17 protein-coding genes and 1 tRNA gene are annotated in these 21,333 nt (G+C 64.7%); 6 read left to right on the forward strand and 12 right to left on the reverse strand.

Annotated features, from left to right (window positions below; all coding sequences use genetic code 11):
• Window positions 1–509: 509 nt before the first annotated feature.
• Together BI49514_RS10290 and BI49514_RS10295 are read right to left on the reverse strand one after the other, a co-directional pair.
• Window positions 510–1,946 carry an FAD-binding oxidoreductase gene (locus BI49514_RS10290; RefSeq protein WP_101546460.1) on the reverse strand — a complete coding sequence of 479 codons (1,437 nt, stop codon included), beginning with the start codon at window positions 1,944–1,946 and terminating at the stop codon, window positions 510–512.
• A 43-nt stretch (window positions 1,947–1,989) separates the two neighbouring features.
• On the reverse strand, window positions 1,990–3,354 hold the full coding sequence (locus BI49514_RS10295; RefSeq protein ID WP_101546461.1) for an MFS transporter: 1,365 nt from the start codon (window positions 3,352–3,354) through the stop codon (window positions 1,990–1,992).
• Between the two features lie 307 nt (window positions 3,355–3,661).
• On the opposite strand from BI49514_RS10295, the gene BI49514_RS10300 reads away from it, so the two are divergent.
• Window positions 3,662–3,889, forward strand: coding sequence for a DUF2332 family protein (locus BI49514_RS10300; protein WP_101546462.1), 228 nt, complete (start codon window positions 3,662–3,664; stop codon window positions 3,887–3,889).
• A 13-nt stretch (window positions 3,890–3,902) separates the two neighbouring features.
• A complete protein-coding gene (locus BI49514_RS16335) occupies window positions 3,903–4,220 on the forward strand; it encodes a hypothetical protein (RefSeq protein ID WP_145996207.1) in 318 nt (105 codons plus the stop codon).
• Window positions 4,221–4,226: 6 nt separating this feature from the next.
• On the opposite strand, the gene BI49514_RS10305 is transcribed toward BI49514_RS16335, so the two are convergent.
• Window positions 4,227–5,441: a PucR family transcriptional regulator gene (locus tag BI49514_RS10305; protein WP_101546463.1), complete on the reverse strand. Its 1,215-nt coding sequence runs from the start codon at window positions 5,439–5,441 to the stop codon at window positions 4,227–4,229.
• A 189-nt stretch (window positions 5,442–5,630) separates the two neighbouring features.
• Between BI49514_RS10305 and BI49514_RS10315 the strand changes: the two genes are divergently transcribed.
• The 3 genes from BI49514_RS10315 (at window position 5,631) to BI49514_RS10325 (ending at window position 10,149) form a co-directional block, all read left to right on the forward strand.
• Window positions 5,631–6,962, forward strand: coding sequence for an MFS transporter (locus BI49514_RS10315; protein WP_101546465.1), 1,332 nt, complete (start codon window positions 5,631–5,633; stop codon window positions 6,960–6,962).
• A gap of 44 nt (window positions 6,963–7,006) precedes the next feature.
• Entirely contained in the window at window positions 7,007–8,755 is a 1,749-nt protein-coding gene (locus BI49514_RS10320; protein ID WP_101546466.1) for a thiamine pyrophosphate-binding protein, read from the forward strand.
• 128 nt (window positions 8,756–8,883) lie between these two features.
• On the forward strand, window positions 8,884–10,149 hold the full coding sequence (locus tag BI49514_RS10325; RefSeq protein WP_101546467.1) for a M20 family metallo-hydrolase: 1,266 nt from the start codon (window positions 8,884–8,886) through the stop codon (window positions 10,147–10,149).
• A 522-nt stretch (window positions 10,150–10,671) separates the two neighbouring features.
• Here the strand turns inward: BI49514_RS10325 and BI49514_RS10335 are convergent.
• From BI49514_RS10335 to BI49514_RS10355, 5 genes are all read right to left on the reverse strand, one after another.
• Window positions 10,672–11,241 (reverse strand): hypothetical protein, encoded by a 570-nt coding sequence (locus BI49514_RS10335; RefSeq protein ID WP_244195269.1) that lies wholly within the window; start codon window positions 11,239–11,241, stop codon window positions 10,672–10,674.
• Between the two features lie 485 nt (window positions 11,242–11,726).
• The gene (locus BI49514_RS10340) at window positions 11,727–12,512 is read right to left on the reverse strand and encodes a hypothetical protein (RefSeq protein ID WP_101546470.1); all 786 of its coding nucleotides are present in this window, start codon (window positions 12,510–12,512) and stop codon (window positions 11,727–11,729) included.
• The gene (locus BI49514_RS10345) at window positions 12,509–13,483 is read right to left on the reverse strand and encodes a type IV toxin-antitoxin system AbiEi family antitoxin (RefSeq protein ID WP_101546471.1); all 975 of its coding nucleotides are present in this window, start codon (window positions 13,481–13,483) and stop codon (window positions 12,509–12,511) included. Before BI49514_RS10345 ends, BI49514_RS10340 begins: the two co-directional genes overlap by 4 nt.
• Window positions 13,484–13,699: 216 nt before the next feature.
• Window positions 13,700–14,302, reverse strand: a complete 603-nt coding sequence (locus tag BI49514_RS10350) for an NlpC/P60 family protein (protein ID WP_101546472.1) — start codon at window positions 14,300–14,302, stop codon at window positions 13,700–13,702.
• Between the two features lie 89 nt (window positions 14,303–14,391).
• Window positions 14,392–14,982: a hypothetical protein gene (locus BI49514_RS10355; protein ID WP_101546473.1), complete on the reverse strand. Its 591-nt coding sequence runs from the start codon at window positions 14,980–14,982 to the stop codon at window positions 14,392–14,394.
• Window positions 14,983–15,216: 234 nt separating this feature from the next.
• Here BI49514_RS10355 and BI49514_RS10360 point away from each other — a divergent pair, with 234 nt between their 5' ends.
• A complete protein-coding gene (locus tag BI49514_RS10360) occupies window positions 15,217–16,077 on the forward strand; it encodes an aminoglycoside adenylyltransferase domain-containing protein (protein ID WP_101546474.1) in 861 nt (286 codons plus the stop codon).
• A gap of 78 nt (window positions 16,078–16,155) precedes the next feature.
• Here the strand turns inward: BI49514_RS10360 and BI49514_RS10365 are convergent, their stop codons facing one another.
• From BI49514_RS10365 to BI49514_RS10380, 4 genes are all read right to left on the reverse strand, one after another.
• Window positions 16,156–17,532 (reverse strand): NAD-dependent succinate-semialdehyde dehydrogenase, encoded by a 1,377-nt coding sequence (locus BI49514_RS10365; RefSeq protein ID WP_101546475.1) that lies wholly within the window; start codon window positions 17,530–17,532, stop codon window positions 16,156–16,158.
• Window positions 17,533–17,858: 326 nt separating this feature from the next.
• Window positions 17,859–19,763 (reverse strand): selenocysteine-specific translation elongation factor, encoded by a 1,905-nt coding sequence (gene selB, locus BI49514_RS10370; RefSeq protein ID WP_101546476.1) that lies wholly within the window; start codon window positions 19,761–19,763, stop codon window positions 17,859–17,861.
• Window positions 19,756–21,072, reverse strand: coding sequence for an L-seryl-tRNA(Sec) selenium transferase (selA, locus tag BI49514_RS10375; RefSeq protein WP_101546477.1), 1,317 nt, complete (start codon window positions 21,070–21,072; stop codon window positions 19,756–19,758). The genes selB and selA overlap by 8 nt, the downstream gene beginning before the upstream one ends.
• Before the next feature lie 63 nt (window positions 21,073–21,135).
• A tRNA-Sec gene (locus BI49514_RS10380) sits at window positions 21,136–21,230 on the reverse strand.
• Between the last annotated feature and the right edge of the window lie 103 nt (window positions 21,231–21,333).

The following is a 21,333-nucleotide window of genomic DNA, read 5'->3' on the forward strand; positions in this document are numbered from 1 at the left end:
CATTCCAGAATCGCCTTGTGCCCGGTGATGTTTTGGCCGGTGCAGGTCAGATCGAGGGTGTCGAGTCGGCAGAATGTCGTGAGGTCAGGGGTCGAGAAAGTAGGCTTGGCCACGTCGAGGTCTTTCGAATGGATTGTGTGAGAACTTCCATCATCGGAAGACCTCGACGTCTATCCGCGCAGCGACTCGCCGTATCCTGGAATCACCGATCTACACTCTCAATTACGAAGAGCCTGCAACGCTCCGACCTTCACTGCACTCAACGGGCGGGTAGTCGCACTGTGGAAACTCCGCAAATACGCTCTGAATCAGAGTTGCTGTTCTAAAAAATCGCCGAGGACTTCTGACGGCCTCGGCGACGCATCGTCAGCCGGCCATTCGTCGCCGTCAGCACCGTCATCTGTGCCTTCGTCGTCGGTAGCACTGACTTCACCACAAGATAGAGTCTTCGGGTACGAAAACGACTCGGTCGAGTCGGTTTCTGCCTTTTGCCGACGGTCCGACTGCGCTCAGATCTCGGCGAGCATCTTGCCCGGGTTGAGGATGCCCAGCGGGTCGAGCGCGTTCTTCACGGCCAGCTGGATTCGTCGCGATCCTTCGTCGAGTTCGTTCGGCAGCCAAGCACGCTTGAGGAACCCGACCCCGTGTTCACCGGTGATCGTGCCGCCGAGTTCGAGGCCGATGCGCATGATCTCAGCAAACACCCCTTCGGCCTTCGCCGTCTCGGCCGCATCGCCGGAGTCGAAGAACACCGATGGGTGCATATTTCCGTCGCCGGCGTGCGCGACGAGGGCGATCTCGAGTCCGGATGATGACCGCAGCTCGGCCAGACGGTCACAGAACTCGGGCACGGCAGTGCGCGGCAGGCATACATCGTCGAGCAACTGCCCGCCGCCGTGAGCGTTGGCGAATTTCTCGTAGGCCGGCTGGATCATCCGCCGTGCGGTGATGAGAGCCGCGGAATCGCTCGGGTCGTCGGAGTACGCGACGTCGAGGGCACCGCAGCGCTGGGCCACCTCGGTGAAGGTCGACATCGCGGCCTCCGCATCGGCCGGGTTGTCGTCGACCTGCATGATGAGCATCGCCCCGGCATCGCCGTCGAGGCCGAAGTCGCCATAGTCGTTGAGCATGCGCAGGCTGGCCCCGTCGAGGAATTCGAACAGGCTCGGCACCCCGCCGCCGGCCATGAAGTCCGCGACGGTCTGCAGTCCGCTGCGCTCATCCGGGAAAGTCGCGATCGCGGTGAACGGCTCGGGCAGGGCGGGCACGAGGCGCAGCGTCGCTTCGACGACGATGCCCAGGGTGCCTTCGGAGCCGATGAAGAGATGGCGCATATCGAGTCCGGCCACGCCCTTGGCCGTCTGCGGGCCGAGCGTGGTGATGGTCCCGTCGGCGAGTACGACTTTGAGTGAGCGCACGTAGTCCCTGGTCACACCGTATTTCACGCAGCAGAGTCCGCCGGCATTCGTTGCGATGTTCCCACCGATCGATGACAGTGCCACCGATCCGGGGTCCGGCGGGTAGGACAGTCCGAACGGGGCGAGGTGGTCCTTGAGGTCCTGGTTGATGATGCCCGGTTGGACGGTGACGAGACGTTCGGCCTCGTTGACGGCCACGACGTCCTTCATCTTCGACACGTTGAGCAGGATCGCTCCCGGTGAGGCGTTCGCACCTCCCGAGATCCCGGACCTCGCCCCCTGCGGGACGACCGGCACCCGATGTGCGCTGGCGAAGGCCATCACCTCTTGGACGTCTTCCGCCGATGCGGCCCTGACCAGGGCGATCGCCCCCTCGCGCGGGCAGAACAGGGCTTCGTCGCTGGAGTGGGCGTCGATGACATCCGGGTCAGTCGTCAGCGCACCCGGACTCAGTTTCGCTGCGAGGTCATCGAGTGCCGACGGGTCGAGGGCGGGGAAGTCGGGTGCGGTGGACGTCGGGGTCGTCAAATCTGCTCCTCGGATCTGTGGGGCGGAGGCGGGCGGCGGGCCGTCACTTCAGGTTCGCATCCAGGTTATCGGGTGCGGGAGCGGCCCGGAGGATGAGGGTGACGATGCCGGCGGCGACCATGGCCGCGCCGACGACCCACATGCTGGCATTCTGGGTTCCGGTGAGGTCGGCCAGCCAGCCGGTGATGTAGGGGGCGAAGAAGCCCGCGGAGTTGCCGAGCGAGTTGATGAGGGCGAGTCCCGCGGCGGCACCGGCGCCGGCGAGGAAGGTCTGCGGGAGCGGCCAGAAGGTCGGCAGGGCGGCGCAGATCGCCATGCAGGTGATCGTCACGGCGATCATCGTGGTGAACGGCGAGGACAGGTAGAGGGCGATGGGGATCGCCACTCCGCCGACGAACAGCGGGATGGCCACGTGCCAAACACGCTCACCCGTGCGGTCGCCGTGCCGGGACCAGAAGTACATGGCCAGGGCACCGAAGACATAGGGGATGGCCGTGATGAGGCCGATCTCGACGATCGAGTACTCGACGCCGAAGGACTCCTGGAAGCCGGCGATGATCGTCGGGAGGAAGAAGCTCATGGCGTAGAGGCCATAGACCATGCCGAAGTAGACGAAGGACAGGGCCCACACGCGGGGCTGCAGCAGCGACCGGCGGACCGGGTAGTGGAAGGTCTCTTCCTTGCTCTTCTCCTCGGCGTCCATCGTCGACTGCAGCCAGTTGCGCTCTTCGGCGCTCAGCCACTTCGCGTCCCGCGGGCGGTCGGTGAGGTAGAAGATGCACATGATGCCCAGGAGAACGGCGGGCACGCCTTCGATGATGAACATGAAGCGCCAACCGGAGAAGTTCTCGAAGATGGCATTGCCACTGGAGATCAGCCACGACGACAGGGGCGAGCCGACGACGCTGGACAGCGGGATGGCGAGCATGAACAGGGCCGTGGCCCGCGCGCGCATCGAGGACGGGAACCAGTATGTGAGGTAGAGAATGATGCCGGGGAAGAAACCCGCCTCGGCGACGCCGAGGAGGAACCGCAGCACATAGAGCCAGCCGTGGTTAGGCACAAATGCCATGGCCGCGGCGACGACGCCCCAGCTGATGAGGATGCGGGCGAGCCAGATGCGGGCGCCGAACTTGTGCAGAGCAAGGTTCGAGGGCACTTCGAGGATGAGGTAGCCGAAGAAGAAGATACCTGCGGCGAACCCGAACTGGGTCGCGTTCATCGCGAGGTCCTCGTTCATTCCGCCCGGTCCGGCGATGCCGATGTTCGTCCGATCGAGGTAGTTGATGAAGTACATCGCGATGACGAACGGGATGAGACGGATGAGGACCTTGCGCAGGGTCCTCTTCTCCAGTGCCGAACCGGCGGGGGTCTGTCCGCTCACAGGCGGGCTCACCTCGGATGACATGGGATCTCCTTCGATCAGGTCGGGCCACGGTGGTGGCGCGGGGATGCGCCGCGAACATGGTCGTCGGCGCATGATGGCAACACATTACGACAGCGCGGGCGGCTGACCTAGCGTTCGCAGCAAAAGTACCGAATACCGGGACGGGGACTTCAATCGGCTCGTTCAAGCCGGCGCTCGGATGTCGAACCGTGCTCGACTCGACATCCGCGTTCCGCCTTGAACGACGTTTCGGTTGCCCGCTCGCCGTCGGGCAACTGGTCGGTACGATGAAGTCACTGAGGCGCGGATACCACTGCGAGGGGGCGACATGCAGCCGATAACGGAACTCGAAGCCGAAACCCTGCGCGACTACTACGGCAAGTTCGCCCGCCTCGAAGCGGCCGACACCTCCCCGATCCACGCCGCATGGGCCGAGGGAGTGGCCGCGGATGACGAGATCCTCTCGCGCCTGCTCGAACTGCCCCGACCGAAGCGCCAAGCCAATCTGCTCTTCGGCGCCCCGTGCCCGCTTCGCGTCGCTCATGCGATCGCGTGATGACGTCGTGTGGATGAGCAATGAGGGAGCCGACGTCCTCCCTGACACCCCCACGCAGCTCGAGGCGCTCGGCATCGAACCCGCTGGGCGATTCGTGCTCAGCGTCGCCGGCCGAGCTCTCGCCCTGACGGGGCCACACGGGCAGAGCTTCACCGGACTGCCGACGTCCTGCAGAGCAGTAATGTGGTCTCAATCAAGCGGAGTGCGCGACGCTCCAACGCGCTCACTCAAGCCGCAGCGCGGATGTCGCGCCGTATACGGTTCGATACCCGCGCTGCGCCTTGATCGAGACCTCGTCGACGCGCTGCAGCCCGGCCGCCCCGACAGCTGAGGCGGCTCACGCCCAACCGACGACGAGGCGGGCTGCCTCGGCGGGGATCATCGGATCGACTCCGGTGAGGTCAGCAAAGCGGCGCAGACGATTCGCCACCGTATTGCGATGGCAGAACAGCTGCGCGGCAGACGCACCGATGCTCCCCGAAGCGAGGTAGACCTGCACCGCCTCGATGAGGCGCTCCCGCTCGACCGGGCCGCAGGCGGCCAGCGCGGACTCGACATCGGCGAGGATCGGATTGCCGGCGGCATTGAGCGACCGTGCGGCCAACCGCGCCCACCCGCTGCGCCACGTCATCGCAGACGTCTCATCAGCGGCGATGACATCAGCGAGGTCACGTGCGGTCAGCGCCGACCGCCGCAGGGTGCCGATCCCTTCGGCGCGGACATACCCCACCCTGGCTTCGGCGATCTTGCCGGCGAGCGCCCCCAACGAATGAGCGGTTCCGCCATCGACCGGAGTGGAAGCAGGGCCCGCACCTCCTGGAACCTGCGTGAACGCAATGAGCACCTCGCCGAGGTGGTGCGTGAACATGGTCCCGCCCGCGCGGGCATGATCGGAGATGATCACCCGCAGCGCCCGGACATCATCCCCGGTGGCAGCGATGACGAGCAGCGGAGAGTCGACATCGAGACCGAGCCCGGTCGCGATCCTCGACAGGCGCTCCGAGGTGGGATCGGGATCATCGAAGAGGCTTGCAATGAGGCCCGCATGCACCGAATCCTCTTCCGCGCGCATCCGAGTGCGCTCGGCGGTATAGGCCTGTTGGACCTGCGAGACGTATTCGTCGACGGTGGATAAGACGATGCCGGTGTGCCTGATGACGAGTTCCGCATCCTTCTGATCGGCCACACGGGTGAGCACCTCCCAGAGCACATTGAAATCGTGGCGGATCGCGGTCATCAGCGCCTCGAGCGGGATTCCTGCCCGCGCCCGGGAGACCCCGACCTCGGTCGAAACCGATACTGGCCCGTCGAACCCACCGGATCGCAGTCCCTCGATGAGGGTGGAGAAGGAGGCCCGACCCGTCCGCCGCAGCTCCGAGACCGGAATCGGGGCGGGATCGTAGCCGGAGACCGTGACGACCCGGGTCATGAATCGCTCGGTCAGCTCGTCGAGGTCGAGGGCGTCGAGGAGCTCGAGCCAGCGGCGTTCGTCTCCGGGCGCCGGACGGTCCAGAAGCTGTCGTGTGCCCGCAAATCCGTCATGTTCATCCATCACACCCTCCAGAATATGTGCATATGCACAAGCAAGGTCCAAATTTCGGCGACAAATGCGCCTGGATCGGGACATACGGCACTCTGTAAGGTCGATATCTGCCGGTCGAACACCTCGATCGGCCGATGCACCACCCGCAACCGGATTCGGCCGACCAGGCCCACATCCCCGGACTCGACGGAGAGAACCATGAGCGAGCAGAACACCACGGCGTCCGCCGAGCTCAATGCCACAACGGAGCTGAGCATCAAGGACGCGAACAAGGTCGCCGCCGGCGCCCTGATCGGCACCGCCCTCGAGTGGTACGACTTCTTCCTCTTCTCGGCAGCGGCCGCCCTGGTCTTCAACGTCCAGTACTTCACCAGTGAGAACGCCACGGCCGCCGCCATGGCCTCCTTCGCCACCTTCGGCGTCGGGCTGGCCGCTCGTCCCATCGGCGGTCTGATCTTCGGCCGCATGGGCGACAAGATCGGGCGCCGCAAGGTCCTGCTCATCACGATCATCGGCATCGGCGTCGTCACCGGACTCATCGGCCTCCTGCCGACCTATGCTGCGATCGGCTTCGCCGCCCCCGCCCTGCTCGTGCTCCTGCGCATCCTCCAGGGTCTCTTCGTCGGCGGCGAATGGTCGGGCGCGATGACGCTCGTCGTCGAGAACGCCCCGCTCCACCTGCGTGCCCGTTATGCGGCGATCCCGCAGATCGGCTCCCCGATCGGCACGATCCTGTCCTCCGGCGGCTTCTTCATCATGACCTTGGTGTTCTCACAGGAGAGCTTCGACTCGTTCGGCTGGAGGATCCCATTCCTCGTGGCCCTGCCGCTGCTCGTCGTCGCCGTCTACCTCCGCTCCCGCCTTGAAGAGTCCCCGGTCTTCCGTCAGCTCGAAGAGTCCGGCGAGGTCGAGAAGAGCCCCATCCGCACCACCTTCCGTGACTCGTGGAAGCAGATCATCATCGGCATGGCCGCGGCTCTGCTCGGCGTCGGCGGCTTCTACCTCGTCACCGCATTCTGCGTCTGGTACGGCGTCAACGTCCTCGGCTACGACGATTCGCTCCTCCTGCTCGGCAGCATGGTCGCCGCCGCCGTCGAGATCGGAGCCCTCATCTGGGGCGGTGCCCTGGGCACGAAGTTCGGAGCCTCGAAGGTCATCCTCTGGGGCGGCATCGCCTCTGCGCTCGTCGCGGTTCCCGCGTTCTTCATGTTCGAGTCCGGCAACCCGGTCCTCGTCGTCATCGCCATGACCCTCGCCGTGTCCACCCTGTCGCTGCCCTATGCGGCATCGGGCACCGTGCTCACCGGCCTGTTCCCTGCCACCACCCGCTACACGGGTGTGGGCATGGCACAGAACGCCGCCGGCATGCTCTCCGGTTTCATCCCGCTGCTGGCCACGAGCTTCGTCGCCTCTGCCGGCGATCACTGGTGGCCGGCCGCCGCGATGCTCGTCTTCCTCTCCCTGTTCACGGCCTTCGCCGGTTACGTCGCTCCCCGGATGAGTGTCGACCTGCCCGGCTTCAAGCACTGAGGCACAGACCTCTCACCGCCCGATCCCCGAAAGGACATCCACCCATGTCGCGTTCTGCCGGCCACCTCATCGTCGACACCCTGGAGACCGCGGGCATCGACCGCGTCTACGCGGTCCCCGGCGAGTCCTATCTCGATGTCCTCGACGGACTGTACGACTCAAAGATCGAGACCGTCGTGTGCCGTCAGGAGGGTGGTGCCGGGTTCATGGCGCTGGCCGAATCCCGGCTGACCGGCCGTCCCGGAATCGCCATGGTCACCCGTGGTCCGGGGGCGGCGAATGCGATGATCTCCGTGCACACCGCCTGGCAGGATGCGACCGCGCTCGTGCTCTTCGTCGGCCTCGTTCCGCTCAATGACCGGTCCCGCGAATCCTTCCAGGAGTTCAGCCTGCCCGAGTGGTTCTCCTCGACGGCAAAGCGCGTGCTCACCATCGATGACGCCGACCGTGCCGGTGAGATCACCGCCGATGCCCTGCGCATCGCCGCGGCCGGTCGGCCCGGCCCCGTGGTTGTCGGTCTGCCCGAGGATGTCCTCGTCCAGCTCACCGAAGCTCCCACCCCGACCATCACCGAGGTGGCCGCGCCGACCCCTGCCCCCGCCGTCATCGACGGGTTGGCTTCTCGGATCGCGGACGCCGAGCGTCCCGCGTTCGTCCTCGGCGGGGATGGGTGGCATCACGGCTGCGGCGCTGAGCTGGCCGAACTGGCCGCCTCGGCGGGGGTGCCGATCTTCTGCGATTGGCGCGCCTACGATGCGATTCCGCATGCCTCGCCGGCCTGGGCAGGCTGGCTCGGCTACGGTCGCGCCGATGCGGTGGCGGCCGGATTCGCCGAGGCGGACCTCATCGTCTTCGTCGGCTGCACCCGTTCGGACGTCGCCAGTGACGGCTACTCGATCGGCTTCGACGCGCAGACCGTGCTCGTCTCCCTCGATATGGAAGCCGTCCAGCATGCCGGACGCATCGATGAGCACATCATCGCCTCCCCGGAATCCTTCACTCACGCTCTGACCAGGACCGATGCCGGTGCTGCTCGGGACGCGAACCAGCTGCGCGGGACTCGTACGGATGAGTGGATGCAGTCACGCGCGGACGTGCAGTCTCGGTTCGCCGCTCACCGCCCCGACGCCGAGGCGGCACCCGAGTCCTCGGGCCGCGCCGGCGTTGATCTCGGGGTGGCGTTCGGAATTCTCGATGACCGCCTCGGCGGGGATGCGATCCTCACCTATGGGGCGGGCAATGCCACGATCTGGGGGCACCGGTTCATCCGGCATGAGCGCCCGGCCAGCCTCGTCGGCGCGCGCAATGGGGCGATGGGTCTTGCCGTTCCCGCGGCGGTCGCGGCGTCTCTGGCGTTTCCGGAGCGGCGTGCGGTCGCGGTCTGCGGCGACGGGGATTTCCTCATGAACGGTCAGGAGGTCGCCACGGCCTTCGCTCACGGTGCGAAGCCGCTCATCATCGTCGTCGACAACGGTGTGTACGGCACGATCGTGTCTCACCAGGAGAATCACTACCCGGGACGGCCCTCGGGCACGCGGATGGTCAATCCGAACTTCGCCGCGTGGATGTCGGCATTTGATCTCAGCAGCTCCGGGATCGCCTCGGCGAATGATGCTTCCGGGGCCGGGAACGGGACGTCCGTGTCCGGGCTGACTGGGCACGGCGAACGTGTGGAGACGACCGAGGAATTCGGGCCGGCCCTCGATCGGGCGCTGGCCGCGGATGCTCCGGCTCTCATCCATGTGCTCATCGATCCGGCGACGATGCCACCCGCCGCCGACGAAACCTCCTGATCCCTGTGCGGCGATCACCCGTCTCGGGAGGTCGCCGCACCTCATCGACACCGGCACTGCCGGCGCCGCACCCCTCCCCTCACAGTCGCGGACCACCCGCCCGCGACACCGTCTCGAAAGGACCCGCTATGACCGTTTCACCCTCTCTGATCAGCGCCGATCGCGAAGCCGAGTTCCTCGCCGATTGGGCCGTGCATTCGCGTTTCGGGGCCGTCGAGGGCACGAACGGGGTCGACCGACAGGCGGCGAGTGCCGCCGATGGTCAGCAGCGGAAATGGTTCGAAGACCTGCTGGTCAAGCACGGTTTCAGCGTCCACCGGGACGCGATCGGCAACCAGTTCGGGCTGCTCGAACTCGTACCCGGGGCTCCGTATGTGCTCACGGGTTCGCATATGGATTCCCAGCCGACGGCCGGGCGCTTCGACGGCGCCTACGGGGTGATGGCCTCGGCACATGCGTGCTTCGCCGTCGCCGATGAGCTGCGGGCGGACCCGTCGAGGGCGAAGTTCAACCTCGCAGTCGTCAACTGGTTCAACGAGGAAGGCTCGCGGTTCAAGCCTTCGATGATGGGGTCGAATGTCTTCACCGGCAAGGCCGAGCTGGAAGCGGCTCTGACCACGCGTGATGCTGCGGGAACCACCGTCGCCGAGGCGCTCGATGCGATCGGTGAGCGCGGGGACTTCACGGCCCCGGAGATCGCCTCCTATGCGGAGATCCACGTCCAGCAGGGCCGCAGTATGGAAGAGGACGGGGTGACGATCGGTCTCGTCAATGCCACGTGGGCGGCGCACAAGTACGAGTTCAAGGTCACTGGCGCTCAAGCGCACAGCGGGTCGACGCTCATGGCCGATCGCCAGGATGCGCTGCTCGGGGCGGCTCGTCTGGTGGTGGCTGCACGTGAGCTCGTCGACGATTTCGAGCCCGGTGCCCTGCACACTGCGTGCGGTCAGCTCACCGTGTACCCGAATTCCCCGGTCGTCGTGGCCAGCGAGGTCAGCCTGCTGCTCGATCTGCGCTCCCCCAGCGCCGAGGTGATCGCTGCCGCCCATGAGAAGCTCATGAACACGATCGCCCAGATCAGCGAGGATGATCGGGTGGAGATCGAGATCGTCGCTGAACACAGCTGGGATCAGAACCCGTACTCCGAGGACGGCGTCGAGCTGGCACGCACCGTGGCCGATGACTTGGGACTCACCTCGGCGAAGGTGATGACCGTGGCCGGGCACGATTCGACGAATATGAAGGATGAGGTGCCCACCGTCATGCTCTTCATTCCCAGCGTCGACGGGATCTCACACAGCCTGCAGGAGTTCACGAAGGACGAGGACCTCGTCTCGGGTCTCCATCACCTCACCGAGGTGGTTCGCCGGCTCGCCGCCGGTGCGCTGGCCTGAGGGTCGGGTTGGATCAGGAAACCACTCCAGTGATCTGGCCGGCGAGAAGCAGAGAGATGCTGTCCGATCCAGCGTATGGATGACGATGAGAATAAACCATCCCGGACGACAAACGAGATAACGTCCTCTATTATCAGAGCGACTTCAGAACAGCCGTTAGAACAGATCGTTACGGAGATACACGGATTCGCATGTTCGCCCTCAATTTTGCCGAGATCTGTTTGATCGCCCTATGGGGCCTTGGAGTCATCGCGGCTATCGTTGCCCGGAGATCAACTGGGTATGGGCCTCGGTACTTCGCCATCATTACGATTGCGGTTTTCGTGCCCGTGGTTGGGTCGATATTTGCGTTGATCAACCTGGCAATGGTTCGTCACGATCGGAGCCGGATCGCGAAGAACGGCATTTCCAGCTAGCGCTGATGCCCTGATGCCCTGATGCCCTGATGCCAAGGGTCCTCGTTCAGACCATTCGACAGTCTCGAGTTGATGACAGTCCGCCGACCCGCTGGCAGCTCCCGGGTCAGTCGATGGACTTCGCGTCCTGGTTCTCGTCGACGAGCTTCTCCGCCAACGGCTCCCACTTGTCGTAGGCGTCGGGGTAGCCGGAGTGCTGCACTTCCTGTGCGGCATCACCGGGATCGATGTCATCCCAGTTCTTGATCTGGGTCAGGCCCGGATTGGAGCTTCCGGAGTCGACTCCGTAGAAGGCTTTCGCCGCGTACACAGTGTCAGTGACTTCGTCGAACGATCCCCAGTTCATCGAGGGACGCTGCTGGAAGGCACCGGCGGAATCGCGATCCCCGCCGTCGAGGTCATTGAGGCTCGATTCCTGCAGTGCGGTCATGACGGCAATCGTCTGCGCCTCCTCCGACAGGTCCGCGCCCTTGCCGACGCCGATGATGGTGCGCGCGTTGTCGATCTGCTCCTCGCTCAGTTCGTCGGGATCGTCGATCCCACCGGTAGAACCGGAATCAGCCGGGGCTCCTGACTCCTCTTGGCTGACGCCACCGGAGATCGGGTCGGCCGAGGCCGAAGTCGCCGTTGCCAGGGAGACTCCCCCGGCGAGGACGGCTGCGGACAGTGCAGTCACCGCAAGTGTGCGCGCACGTTTCATCTGTTCTCACTTTCTCTTGATCGGGCACCTGGCCCGGTCGGCGACTCCTGATGCGCGGCATACGTGGTCTGTCTGCGGCATGTTGTCTGTGGTCGGCACAGCAACATCAATGCAGAAGGTGCCGTGGAATCGCCCCACACAACACTGACGGACCGATCGGCCCTGTTCAATGCAGAGAGACTTCGAGGTGGCTTACTCTCGCCGCAACGAATCGTCACTGGAGCGTGTGCATCGAGTGAAAGTTCACTGAGCACCCCGCAGTCACCAGCGGCGCGCTCTCCTGTCCGTGACCGAGGTCTCGAACGGCTCGTCGGGCGGTTCGCAGGCGCGGGCCAGGGAAATTTCAGGCGCACCGATGAGGTTCCCCGCAAGTCGTGGACGGATGGGATACGACAAGTGCAGCGTATAGACGCTTCTTTTTTTCCCCTGACCAGCCTGCCGACCGACCAGCTGTCGGATGGCTAACCTATATGTTTGCTGATTAATGCTGCGAAGCGCCGGCGGTCCAGGTAGTGCGGTACGTCGAAGGTGACGTGTTTGCGTGCGATGCGTCCGACAAGGTCACGCAGGATCGCGGCTGTGTCCTTGCGGAATCCGATGAGTTTGGTGTCGTTGAGTCGCCAAGGGATGTCGGGGTGGGCTTCTTTGATTTCCAGCAGTGAGTGGAGATCAGCGATGTCCTTTTCGGAACGTCGTTCCTTCCAGCTGTGTGCTTTGAGGACGGTGGCTGCTTCAACCTCAGGGATTCTGGTTTGATATGTGATGGTCTCGCCCTGCCCGAGGTTCGCTTCAACATTGAGCACGACTCCAGGGGTCATGAGCGCGAACCTCAGTTCGGGGAGGCTGTCGACCTGTCCGACATCGGGAACAGAGACGGGTCGGATGCCTGTGGACGGCCCTTCCCTTGTAAGGAGAACATTGATTTCGACGCGCTGGTCATCATCGATTTGGCGGTAGAAGAGGTTGCCGCCTTCTTTGGTGAAGTCCTGATCGATGAGTGCTTGTGTCAGTGATCCGACAACCTCCACGGAGTCCACTGCTGTATCGGCGTCGATGGTTGAGCGCAGAGTGGCTGCAGGTGTGGGAAAGACGTGCAGCAGCAGGCGAACCATCTGACCGCCGACGATCCGGTAGTCGCTGCCTTCGACTACAGCATCGGCGATGGCTTTCTGTCCGCGGTATCCGAGCGAGTCAGAGTTGCTGAGTGCATGAACACTGATGCTGATGGGTTCGCTGTCTTCGTTCATGAATGGCCTTTGACGATGTAGTCTTCCAGCTGATCAGCTGCCTCGTCGCTGTCTGCGTCGCCACCGGTACATACATCCCAGTAGACAAGTGCAGTATCTGCAAGTTTCCGTTCGTGACGGCTGGAGGCCGATGCGCTTCGCCAGACGGTAGGATCCTTCGGCACGCAGGTGACGAGTGTGGCTTCGTCGATCGGCGAAGGGATGAACCCGTCGTCGGTCAAGTCGACGGGTGCGGTGATGTAGATGCGGCCGCGGGTGGGAAGTTTCCAGGGCGCGAGCTCGTCGGCGGCGACGTCACCGCTGATGAGGGGGTCGGCGTCGAGGAGGGTGGCGATGTCGGCGGCCTTGTGCGTCTGTTCAACAGCGGTGTCCAGGCTGTACCACCCGAATTCCTGTCCCCCGGCTCCGGGGTATTCGCCGGCCCAATGGTGGAGGAGAGATCTTCTATCGACTGCCTCAAGTCCGCTGCCTCGGTCGGCAACGAGGTCTCCCAGAGTGCGCGCGGCGTTGGAAATGGTTTGTTGGCTGGTGCCAAGCAAGTCGGCGAGCGCGGCCTGCCTCAAAGGTGTGGTTGCGGTTAGGAGTTGACGTTCGACTCCCCACCGGTACCAGGCAGGTCGAAGGGGCGTTGGCCGCGGACGTGGTGATGCTTGTGGCCGGTTCAGCGTGTGGGCGGTGCCATTGATGATGAGTTGGAGTGGGGATTCGGTCAGTAGGTTGAGGCGGCCTGCGCGGGCGTCGGCCACAACTCCGTTGGTGGCGGACTCTCCCACAAGCACTGGCCAGGCTGCAGCGTCGGGGTGGTTACGTACGTTGCGGGCAACGTGGGCGGTTACTCGGTCTACGGGTGCCGTCATTTCGACGTCGTAGATCTCCCCCGTTGGTGCGCGCAATTGCCAGGACAGCGAGGTGCGTCCTTCAGCGATCGTGAAGTCCAGCTCGTGAAGCAGGTCGGCTACATCGACGGGCATTCCGTTCTCCAACAAGTTTGATCCCAAAGTATGGGTTGTTACTTGTTGGACAGTTCAACACATCCTGGTGTATATAGGCAAGCCGCAGAGCGCTTACTCGTCACATGCGTCGTCGCCGTGCCCTTCGTGGGACGCGGCGACGACGTGTTCAGCTGTATTGAGTATGACCGACGGTTCCGTGCCGACGGATCAGTGCCGGGGCACAGCCCGTTCAGATCACAGACCGTTCAGGCGGTAGGGAACGAAGCTGTCATCCTGGTCGTAAGGGTAAGAGACCTCGTGAGCAACCGTTCCGAGAGAACCGTTCTCTTCCAGAGCGTGGTAAGCAGTGTGTTCATCGTTGGCCCAGCCATTGAAGATCACGACATGGCCGTTCGCGCCCTCGGTGCCTGGTCCGCCTTTCATGAGGACGTCACCGGGCTTGAGCTCTTCCTTGTCGATCTGGTGGGAGACATCGGGCAGAGTCACGGTGTTGAGGCTGTCGTCGAGTCCCCAGGCCATCGACACGAATCCCGAGCAGTCCATTCGATACTGCTTGCCCTGCGGATCCGGGTGAGTGGCGTCCCAGTTATAGGGAACTCCCTGATCAACCCAGGTCTGGGCACGGCTGATGATCTCGTCACGGCGGTCATCGGCCTGGGCGGATGTCTTCGTGCCGGACTCAGACTGCGCGGTCGTGCTCTTGCCGGAGTCTCCCTGTGAAGCGTAGCTGTGCGCCGGGGCAGCGTCGGCCTGAGCGGGTGCGGTGGCCATCATGGTGCCACCTGCGAGGATGCCTGCGGTGAGGATGGTGGTGGTGAGTGTGCGTGAAACTGTCATCATCTCTCCTGATCGTTCTCGTGCGTGCAAGTGTGATGTCGGACTGTGTGTTTTCGGGTGGTGCGGCCTCAGACCAGCGGAAAAGTGCTTCAGCTGATCGGGGCGACGTCTTGGTTGCTGTTGACGAGTTCGGTCGCCAGGGGATCCCACTTGTCGTATTCGTCCGGGAAGGCGGAGCCCTGCACTGCTTGAGCTGCGGCTCCCGGAACCATCGTCTCCCATCCTTCGATCTGGATGAGGCCGAGGTTCGAGCCCTCGGGGTTGACGCCGTAGAACGACTTCGAGGCGTAGACCGGGTCGGTCACCTGAGCCAGAGTGCCCCAGCCCATGGACGGACGCTGCTGGAACAGTCCGGCGGAGTCGCGGTCTCCGCCGTCGAGGTTGTAGAGGCTCGATTCCTGCAGGGCCGTCATCACGGCGATCTTCTGTGCCTGCGTCGACAGGTCCGCGCCCTTGCCGACGGCGATGATCGTGCGCGCATTGTCGATCTGCTCCTGGGTGAGCTGCGTGGCGTCCTGAGCGCTCGGAACCTTGCCGCCGTCGAGTGCTTTGCTCGTGAACGGAGCGGCCTCCTCTGAGACTGCAGCCGGCTTTGCGGACGCGGCGGTCGCGATGGAGACTCCGCCGGCGATGACCGCCGCGGAAAGGGCTGTCACAGCGAACTTGCGTACGAGTTTCATCAGTTCCCACTTTCCAGTTGTATCGGGCGTCGGGTCCTCTCGGCTTCCTTCCACCGAGTTCCACGTGACCCTGCTCTCATGCCCGCAATCCAGGCTGTCGCTTCAGCGGATCTCGCTCAACAAACAGACAGTCAACAGCCGATCAATGGGAATTCGACGCGACTTGAACTACAAGTTTCCCTGAGCTGACTGTTCGCTCGGCGTGAGTTCGGTTGGGTTCGCTACGCTGATCCCATGTCCGCGCCGCTGCCGCCAGACGCCGCAACCGCCATCAGGTCCTACCTGGGTACCGCCGATCGGGTCCTGCCAGGCGGCATCATCGCCTGCGCCGTCACCGGATCGATCGCCCTCGGCGCCTATCGTCCGGGCCGCAGCGACATCGACCTCGTCGCGGTCATCGCCGATGAGTGGCTGGACCGTCCGGATCTCATTCGGCGACTGCGCCTGCTCCACCTCTCGCAGGTGCCCCGCCTGACGGTAGGGGCGACGCGCGGGCGAGGTGTGAGTGCGTGCTGCAATACCGTCTTCATCGCCGAATCCGAGGTCAGTCGCCCCGTCACCGAGATCCGTCCGATCGCCTCCCATACGGGTGAGATCTTCGATGCGCACGGGGCGTTCGACGTCAATCCGGTGATCTGGAAGGAGCTCGTCGACGGCGGCATCACGGTGCGGGGACGACCGATCGCTGCATGGGGTCTCGATGCGCAGCCGGAGGCGCTTCGACCATGGGTCCGCACGAACTTGCGCGAGTACTGGACTCCATTGGCTGCACAGCTGCGCGACCGACCGCAGAGAACTCCACGCGCGCTCGTCCATCGTCTCCTCACGTCCCCTGTGGGACTGAGTGCCGGCACCGTTGCGTGGTGCGTGCTCGGTCCCGCACGCATGCATCGCACGCTCGCGACCGGTGAGATCATCGGCAAGGAGGAAGCGGCACGTCACACATTGGACGCATTTCCTCAGCACGCCCCCATCACCGAGGTGGCCCTGGCCAAGGTGCGCGGCGCGCGGATCCCCTCCGCACCGTCACGTGCACAGTGGCGGGCATTGACCGCCTCGGAGATGGAGGACATGATCACCGCATCACTCGGCTGATCGACGACCGCAGTGGGTTGAGCGGCCGCCGGGAGCTCGACGACGGTTGCGGTGGTCTTGGGGTGAGCCGATCGGCCCTTATTTCGCGATGAAGTGGAGGCGCTTATTCACGAACTCACCCATCCCGATCGGACCCATCTCACGACCGAAACCAGACCGCTTCACACCACCGAACGGCAACTCAGCCGCCTCAGCAGCAATCGTGTTCACATGCGCCATCCCCACCTCAAGACGAGCAGCCACACGATCAGCACGGCCCTCATCAGACGAGAACACCGATCCACCCAAACCAAGGGCACAATCATTCGCCAATTCGAGAGCCTCCTCGTCACTGCTGACCTTGAACACAGTCGCCACCGGTCCGAAGAGCTCCTCCCCATACGACTCCGAGTCTCGGGGCACATCGACGAGCACCGTCGGCGCATAATACGCCGCCGGGCCCTCACCCAACTCACCACCGATGAGCACACGAGCACCTTCAGCAACGGCCTTCTTCACCTGCGCATCAAGGGTTTCGGCAGCGGCACGACTCGACAACGGCACATACTCACCCTCACCCAGATTCAGCGGATCCCCCGGCGTCAACCCGGTCCCCAACTTCACGAGCTCGGCAACGAAGTCGTCATAGATGTCATCCATGACGATGAGGCGCTTATTCGAGTTGCACACCTGACCGGCGTTATACGTCCGAAACTCCCACGCCTCACGCGCCACCGCCGCCACATCGTCGGCGTCGAGAACAACCATCGGATCGATGCCACCAAGCTCGAGCACAGCTTTCTTCAGGTTCTGACCGGCCTGGGCACCGATGATCGCACCCGCCCGCTCCGACCCGGTCAACGACACTCCCTGAACCCGGGAGTCAGCGATCATCGCAGCGATCTGATCATGGTTGGCAAACGAGTGGCTATATCCGCCGGCAGGGACACCGGCGGCGAGGAAGATCTCCTCGATCAACAGCGCCGACCGTCCACAGATATCGGCATGTTTGAGCATGATCGTATTGCCCAACACCAGATTCGGGGCAGCGAACCGGGCCACCTGGTAGTAAGGGAAGTTCCACGGCATCACACCCAACAGAGCACCGACCGGCAGAGACTCGATGCGTGCGATACCGGGGATGGTCGACGGGATCTGGTAATCCGTGACCAGACTGGGTCCGTGGACGCCGTAGTAGTCGATGATGTCGGCAGCGAACTCGACCTCGTCAACAGACTCGGCATACGACTTGCCCATCTCCACCGAGATCGTTCTGGCAAGTTCGTCCTTGCGCTCATGGAAGATCCCCGCAGCCCTGCGCACAACCGACGCCCGCTCCTGAATATCGGTGTCCTTCCACGTCAGGTACGTGGAGTGGGCGGCAGTCACGGTGGTTTCGATCTCGGCATTCGTTGCCTCGGGGAAGGTCTCGACGATCTCGCCCGTGGCGGGATTCTGAACACGATAGTTCGACATGGTTGCTCCTTCGGAAGTCTCGGGTCGGAATCGCATCTGCGCGACCGGAGACGGTCAATGGTGAGAATTTCTGGTGGACGGTCAGTGCTGCGATCAGGGCAGCGCGCCCGGATATGGGGATCATGAGGCGATGAATGGCGTCGCTGCGGCCCCATCACCGCAGTCAGTTATCACCCATACCATCGACGGAAGCGCCCGGATCGGCGCGAACGATCATTCCGACTTGATCGTAATACAGGTCACTGAGTTTCGCCGAGGCGGCCGCCCACCGACCCGGCGATCGGTTCGTCGTCGTGGCCGCACATCCGATAGTGCCGCGAGGGTCCTCAGCGCACGACTTCGCGGTGTGTGGTGTCGAGTCGGCGCGTCCAGCCCCGGCCGTCGAGATGTTCGAGGAGAGGGATGACGATGCGTCGGGTCGTCCCCAGCGCCTGCCTCGCCTGGCTCGTGGTGAAGGGCTGGGCGAGACCGGCGAGGATCCGCATCGCCTGCGCGGGAGTGCGCGGAGACACGATGATTCCGTCGCCGAGGCGCAGGATCCGTCCCGCCTTCTCGGCGACCGCGAGCTCCCGCGCTCCGAGACCGAGTTCGCGCAGGTCATCGGCTTCCGGGGCTGCGAACGGGTCGGCTGCCAGTCGCCGTTCGATCTCGGCGATACCGGCTTCGGCCGCACCGAGTCCCGCGGTATGCCCGGGCGGGCGAACCATTCCGTCGACGGCCTCGAGACCGGCGCGAGAGATGACCTGGTTGAGCAGTCGGCGAGTCGCGGCGTCCGTGCCTTTGGGCAGGGGCAGAGTCGGCCCAGCGTGCGCTGCCGACGTGGCATCGCTCGTGGTCTTGCCACCAGGCCTTCGATCGGAGTCCGAACCTCGGCGCAGTGCCTCGGCGACGGCCTTGACGGGCACTCCCGCGGCCATCGGCGAGGCGGCGAGCTCGCGGCTGACCAGGGATTTCGTCGCCTCGACCCAAGCGGTCAGCCTCGGCGAGTGGACGAGCCAGCCGCCCACATCCTCAACGTCGCCAGGCAGACCCTCGTCATCGGGCACCTGCAGACCGAACCGGGTAACGACGGTGCGTTCGACGGCTCCGCGGCGGGCCACCTCGGCAAGGATATCGCCTTTCACAGGACGCTCGGCGAGCTCCCGCGCGCGGCGGGCGCCGTCGCCTCGTCGGGACAGTTCGGGCGGGTCGACGTCGAGCACGAGGAGACCTGCGAAGACGTTGCGGCTGCCTGGGGCACGGAGCACAATCCGGTCGCTGACCTGCAGGGGAAGTGGTCGGTCGAGGGTGAGCCGGGCGTGTTCGGCATCGAAGGCCCGCAATCGTGCGGGTACGGCGGCGGTGCCGATATGGGCCATGAGTTCGTGGATGCCGGAGTCGAGGGCCTCGCCCATGGTGCGGCGCACATCGATCGCATCGACGATAGGCCAGGCCCCACTCGTGAGCAGGGCGTCGCCGCGGTGAAGGTCGTCGGCGGGGACGTCACGGAGGTTGACGGCCACGCGAGCCTGTGGGGCCACCTCGTTGGTGGTGGAATTCCGGGATTGCAGACCGCGCACACCCACGGTCCGGTCGATGGTCGCACCGCGCAGTTCGACGGTATCGCCGGTGGTCAGGGTGCCTGCGGTGAGGGTTCCGGTGACGACGGTGCCGGCGCCCCTAATCGTGAACGCGCGGTCGACCCACAGTCGAACCCTCCCCGAGGCGGCCGGAGGCTCGGCCGTGGCCGTGACCTCGTCGAGGACGCTGAGGAGTTCGGGCAGGCCCTGCCCTGTCGTGGCTGACACCGTGACGATCGGCGCTGCTTCGAGTGGTGTTCCACGCAGCTGCGCTCTGACCTGAGCCTTTGTGATCTCGACAGAGTCAGGGGCGAGGTCGGCCCGGGTGATGACGACGAGGCCGTGGGTGATGCCCAGTGCATTGATCGCATCGCGGTGGTCACTCGACTGGGCTTGCCAGCCTTTGTCGGCGGCGATGACGAAGCAGGCGATGGGGGCGGGACCGAGACCGGCGAGCATGTTCGCGAGGAATTTCTCGTGCCCGGGGACGTCGACGAAGGCGAGTTCGCGACCCGAGGGCAGAGTCGTCCACGCGAAGCCGAGGTCGATGGTCAGCCCGCGTTTCTTCTCTTCGGCCCACCGGTCGGGTTCCATCCCGGTCAGGGCACCCACCAGCGTCGACTTCCCGTGGTCGACGTGTCCGGCGGTTGCGATGACGAAGGTTTCAGGCATTGTCAGCACGGACTCGTTTGATGGCGGCGGCGACGCTCTGGTCTTCGCTTTCAGGCACGCAGCGCAGGTCCACGAGGCATCGTCCCTGGTAGACGCGGGCGACGACTGCGGGATCGCCGAGGCGCAGCGGTTCGGCGCAGGATTCGGGGAGTTCGATGGCCCAGCCGGGCAGGGGCACTCCGGGGGCTCCTCCGCCGCCCACGCGACCGTCGTGGTCGACGACCGTGGCACCGACCGCCTCGGCGAGGATTTCGGTGCGTTCGCGCAGGTGATCGGGGTCGATGTGGAGGGCATCGTGGATCGGGTTGGCGGTGTGAGTGATCGTGGCTTCGAGTGCGGCGAGGGTGAGTTTGTCGGTGCGCAGCGCCCTGGCCAGGGGGTGCTTGGCGAGTTTCTGCACTGCTTCGGTGCGTCCGAGGATGAGGCCGGCCTGCGGGCCGCCGAGGAGTTTGTCGCCGGAGACGATGACGAGGTCGGCGCCGGCGCGCAGGGCGGTGTCGATATCGGGTTCGTCGGGCAATGCCGGGTCGGGAGTGAAGAGCCCGGAGCCGAGGTCGACGATGAGCGGAACATCGTGCTCGTCGGCAAGAGTGCGCAGCTGACCGACGTCGACGGACGAGGTGAAGCCTTCGACACGGAAGTTGCTTGTGTGTACCTTGAGCAGGCAGGACGTGTCGTCGCTGATGGCCTCGGCGTAGTCGGCCACGTGGGTGCGGTTCGTCGTGCCGACCTCGCGCAGCCTGGCGCCAGTCGTCGTCATAAGGTCGGTGAGGCGGAACCCGGCACCGATTTCGATGAGTTCGCCGCGGCTGATGATGATCTCGCCGGAACTGCCGCGGCCGCGCAATGCAGTGACAGCCAGCAGCAGGGCGGCGGCTCCGTTGTTGACGACAAGGGCGTCCTCGGCCGCCGGGCAGGCCCGCAGCAGGGCGGCTTTCGCTCCGGTCCCCCGCTTGCTGCGTTTGCCGGTGCCGAGGTCCATTTCGACGTCGACGTAGCCGGCCGCCTCGGTGATGGCCTGGGTTGCCGCAGGTGAGAGCGGTGCCCGGCCGAGGTTCGTGTGGACGAGGATGCCGGTGGCGTTGAGCACCGGGGTCAGGGAGGAGGCCGAACGGGAAGCGAGCGAGGAGACAATGGCGGAGGCCACCTCGGCGACGGGGATCTCACCGGCCCGGGCGGCGTTCTGCACCTCGGAGATGATGGCCTTGATGGTCGCCTGGTTGAGGCGCTCACCTGCTGCGATGACCTCGGGCAGGGCGAGGAGATGATCCGTGCGCGGAATGGATCGACGCGGGTCGGACTCGACCATCTGACCTCCTCCTCTGTGCGGGGTCATGGCGGCGCCGCTTGGTCGGCGGAACCGCGAAACGGTTGGCGGAGGCGGACGGGAATCGAACCCGCCAGACCGAGTTACTCGGTCTCACTGGTTTTGAAGACCAGGGCGCCCACCAGGACACGGACGCCTCCATAAGGAATCCTATCGCGGGTGTGAGCGAGGTGAAGCGAAGGGCCGATGCGGCCGGGGCGGCGCTCGTTTGACCAAACGAACCAGTATCGAGCGCGCCGGTAC

It is taken from the genome of Brevibacterium iodinum ATCC 49514 (assembly GCF_900169265.1).
Classification (GTDB): domain Bacteria; phylum Actinomycetota; class Actinomycetes; order Actinomycetales; family Brevibacteriaceae; genus Brevibacterium; species Brevibacterium iodinum.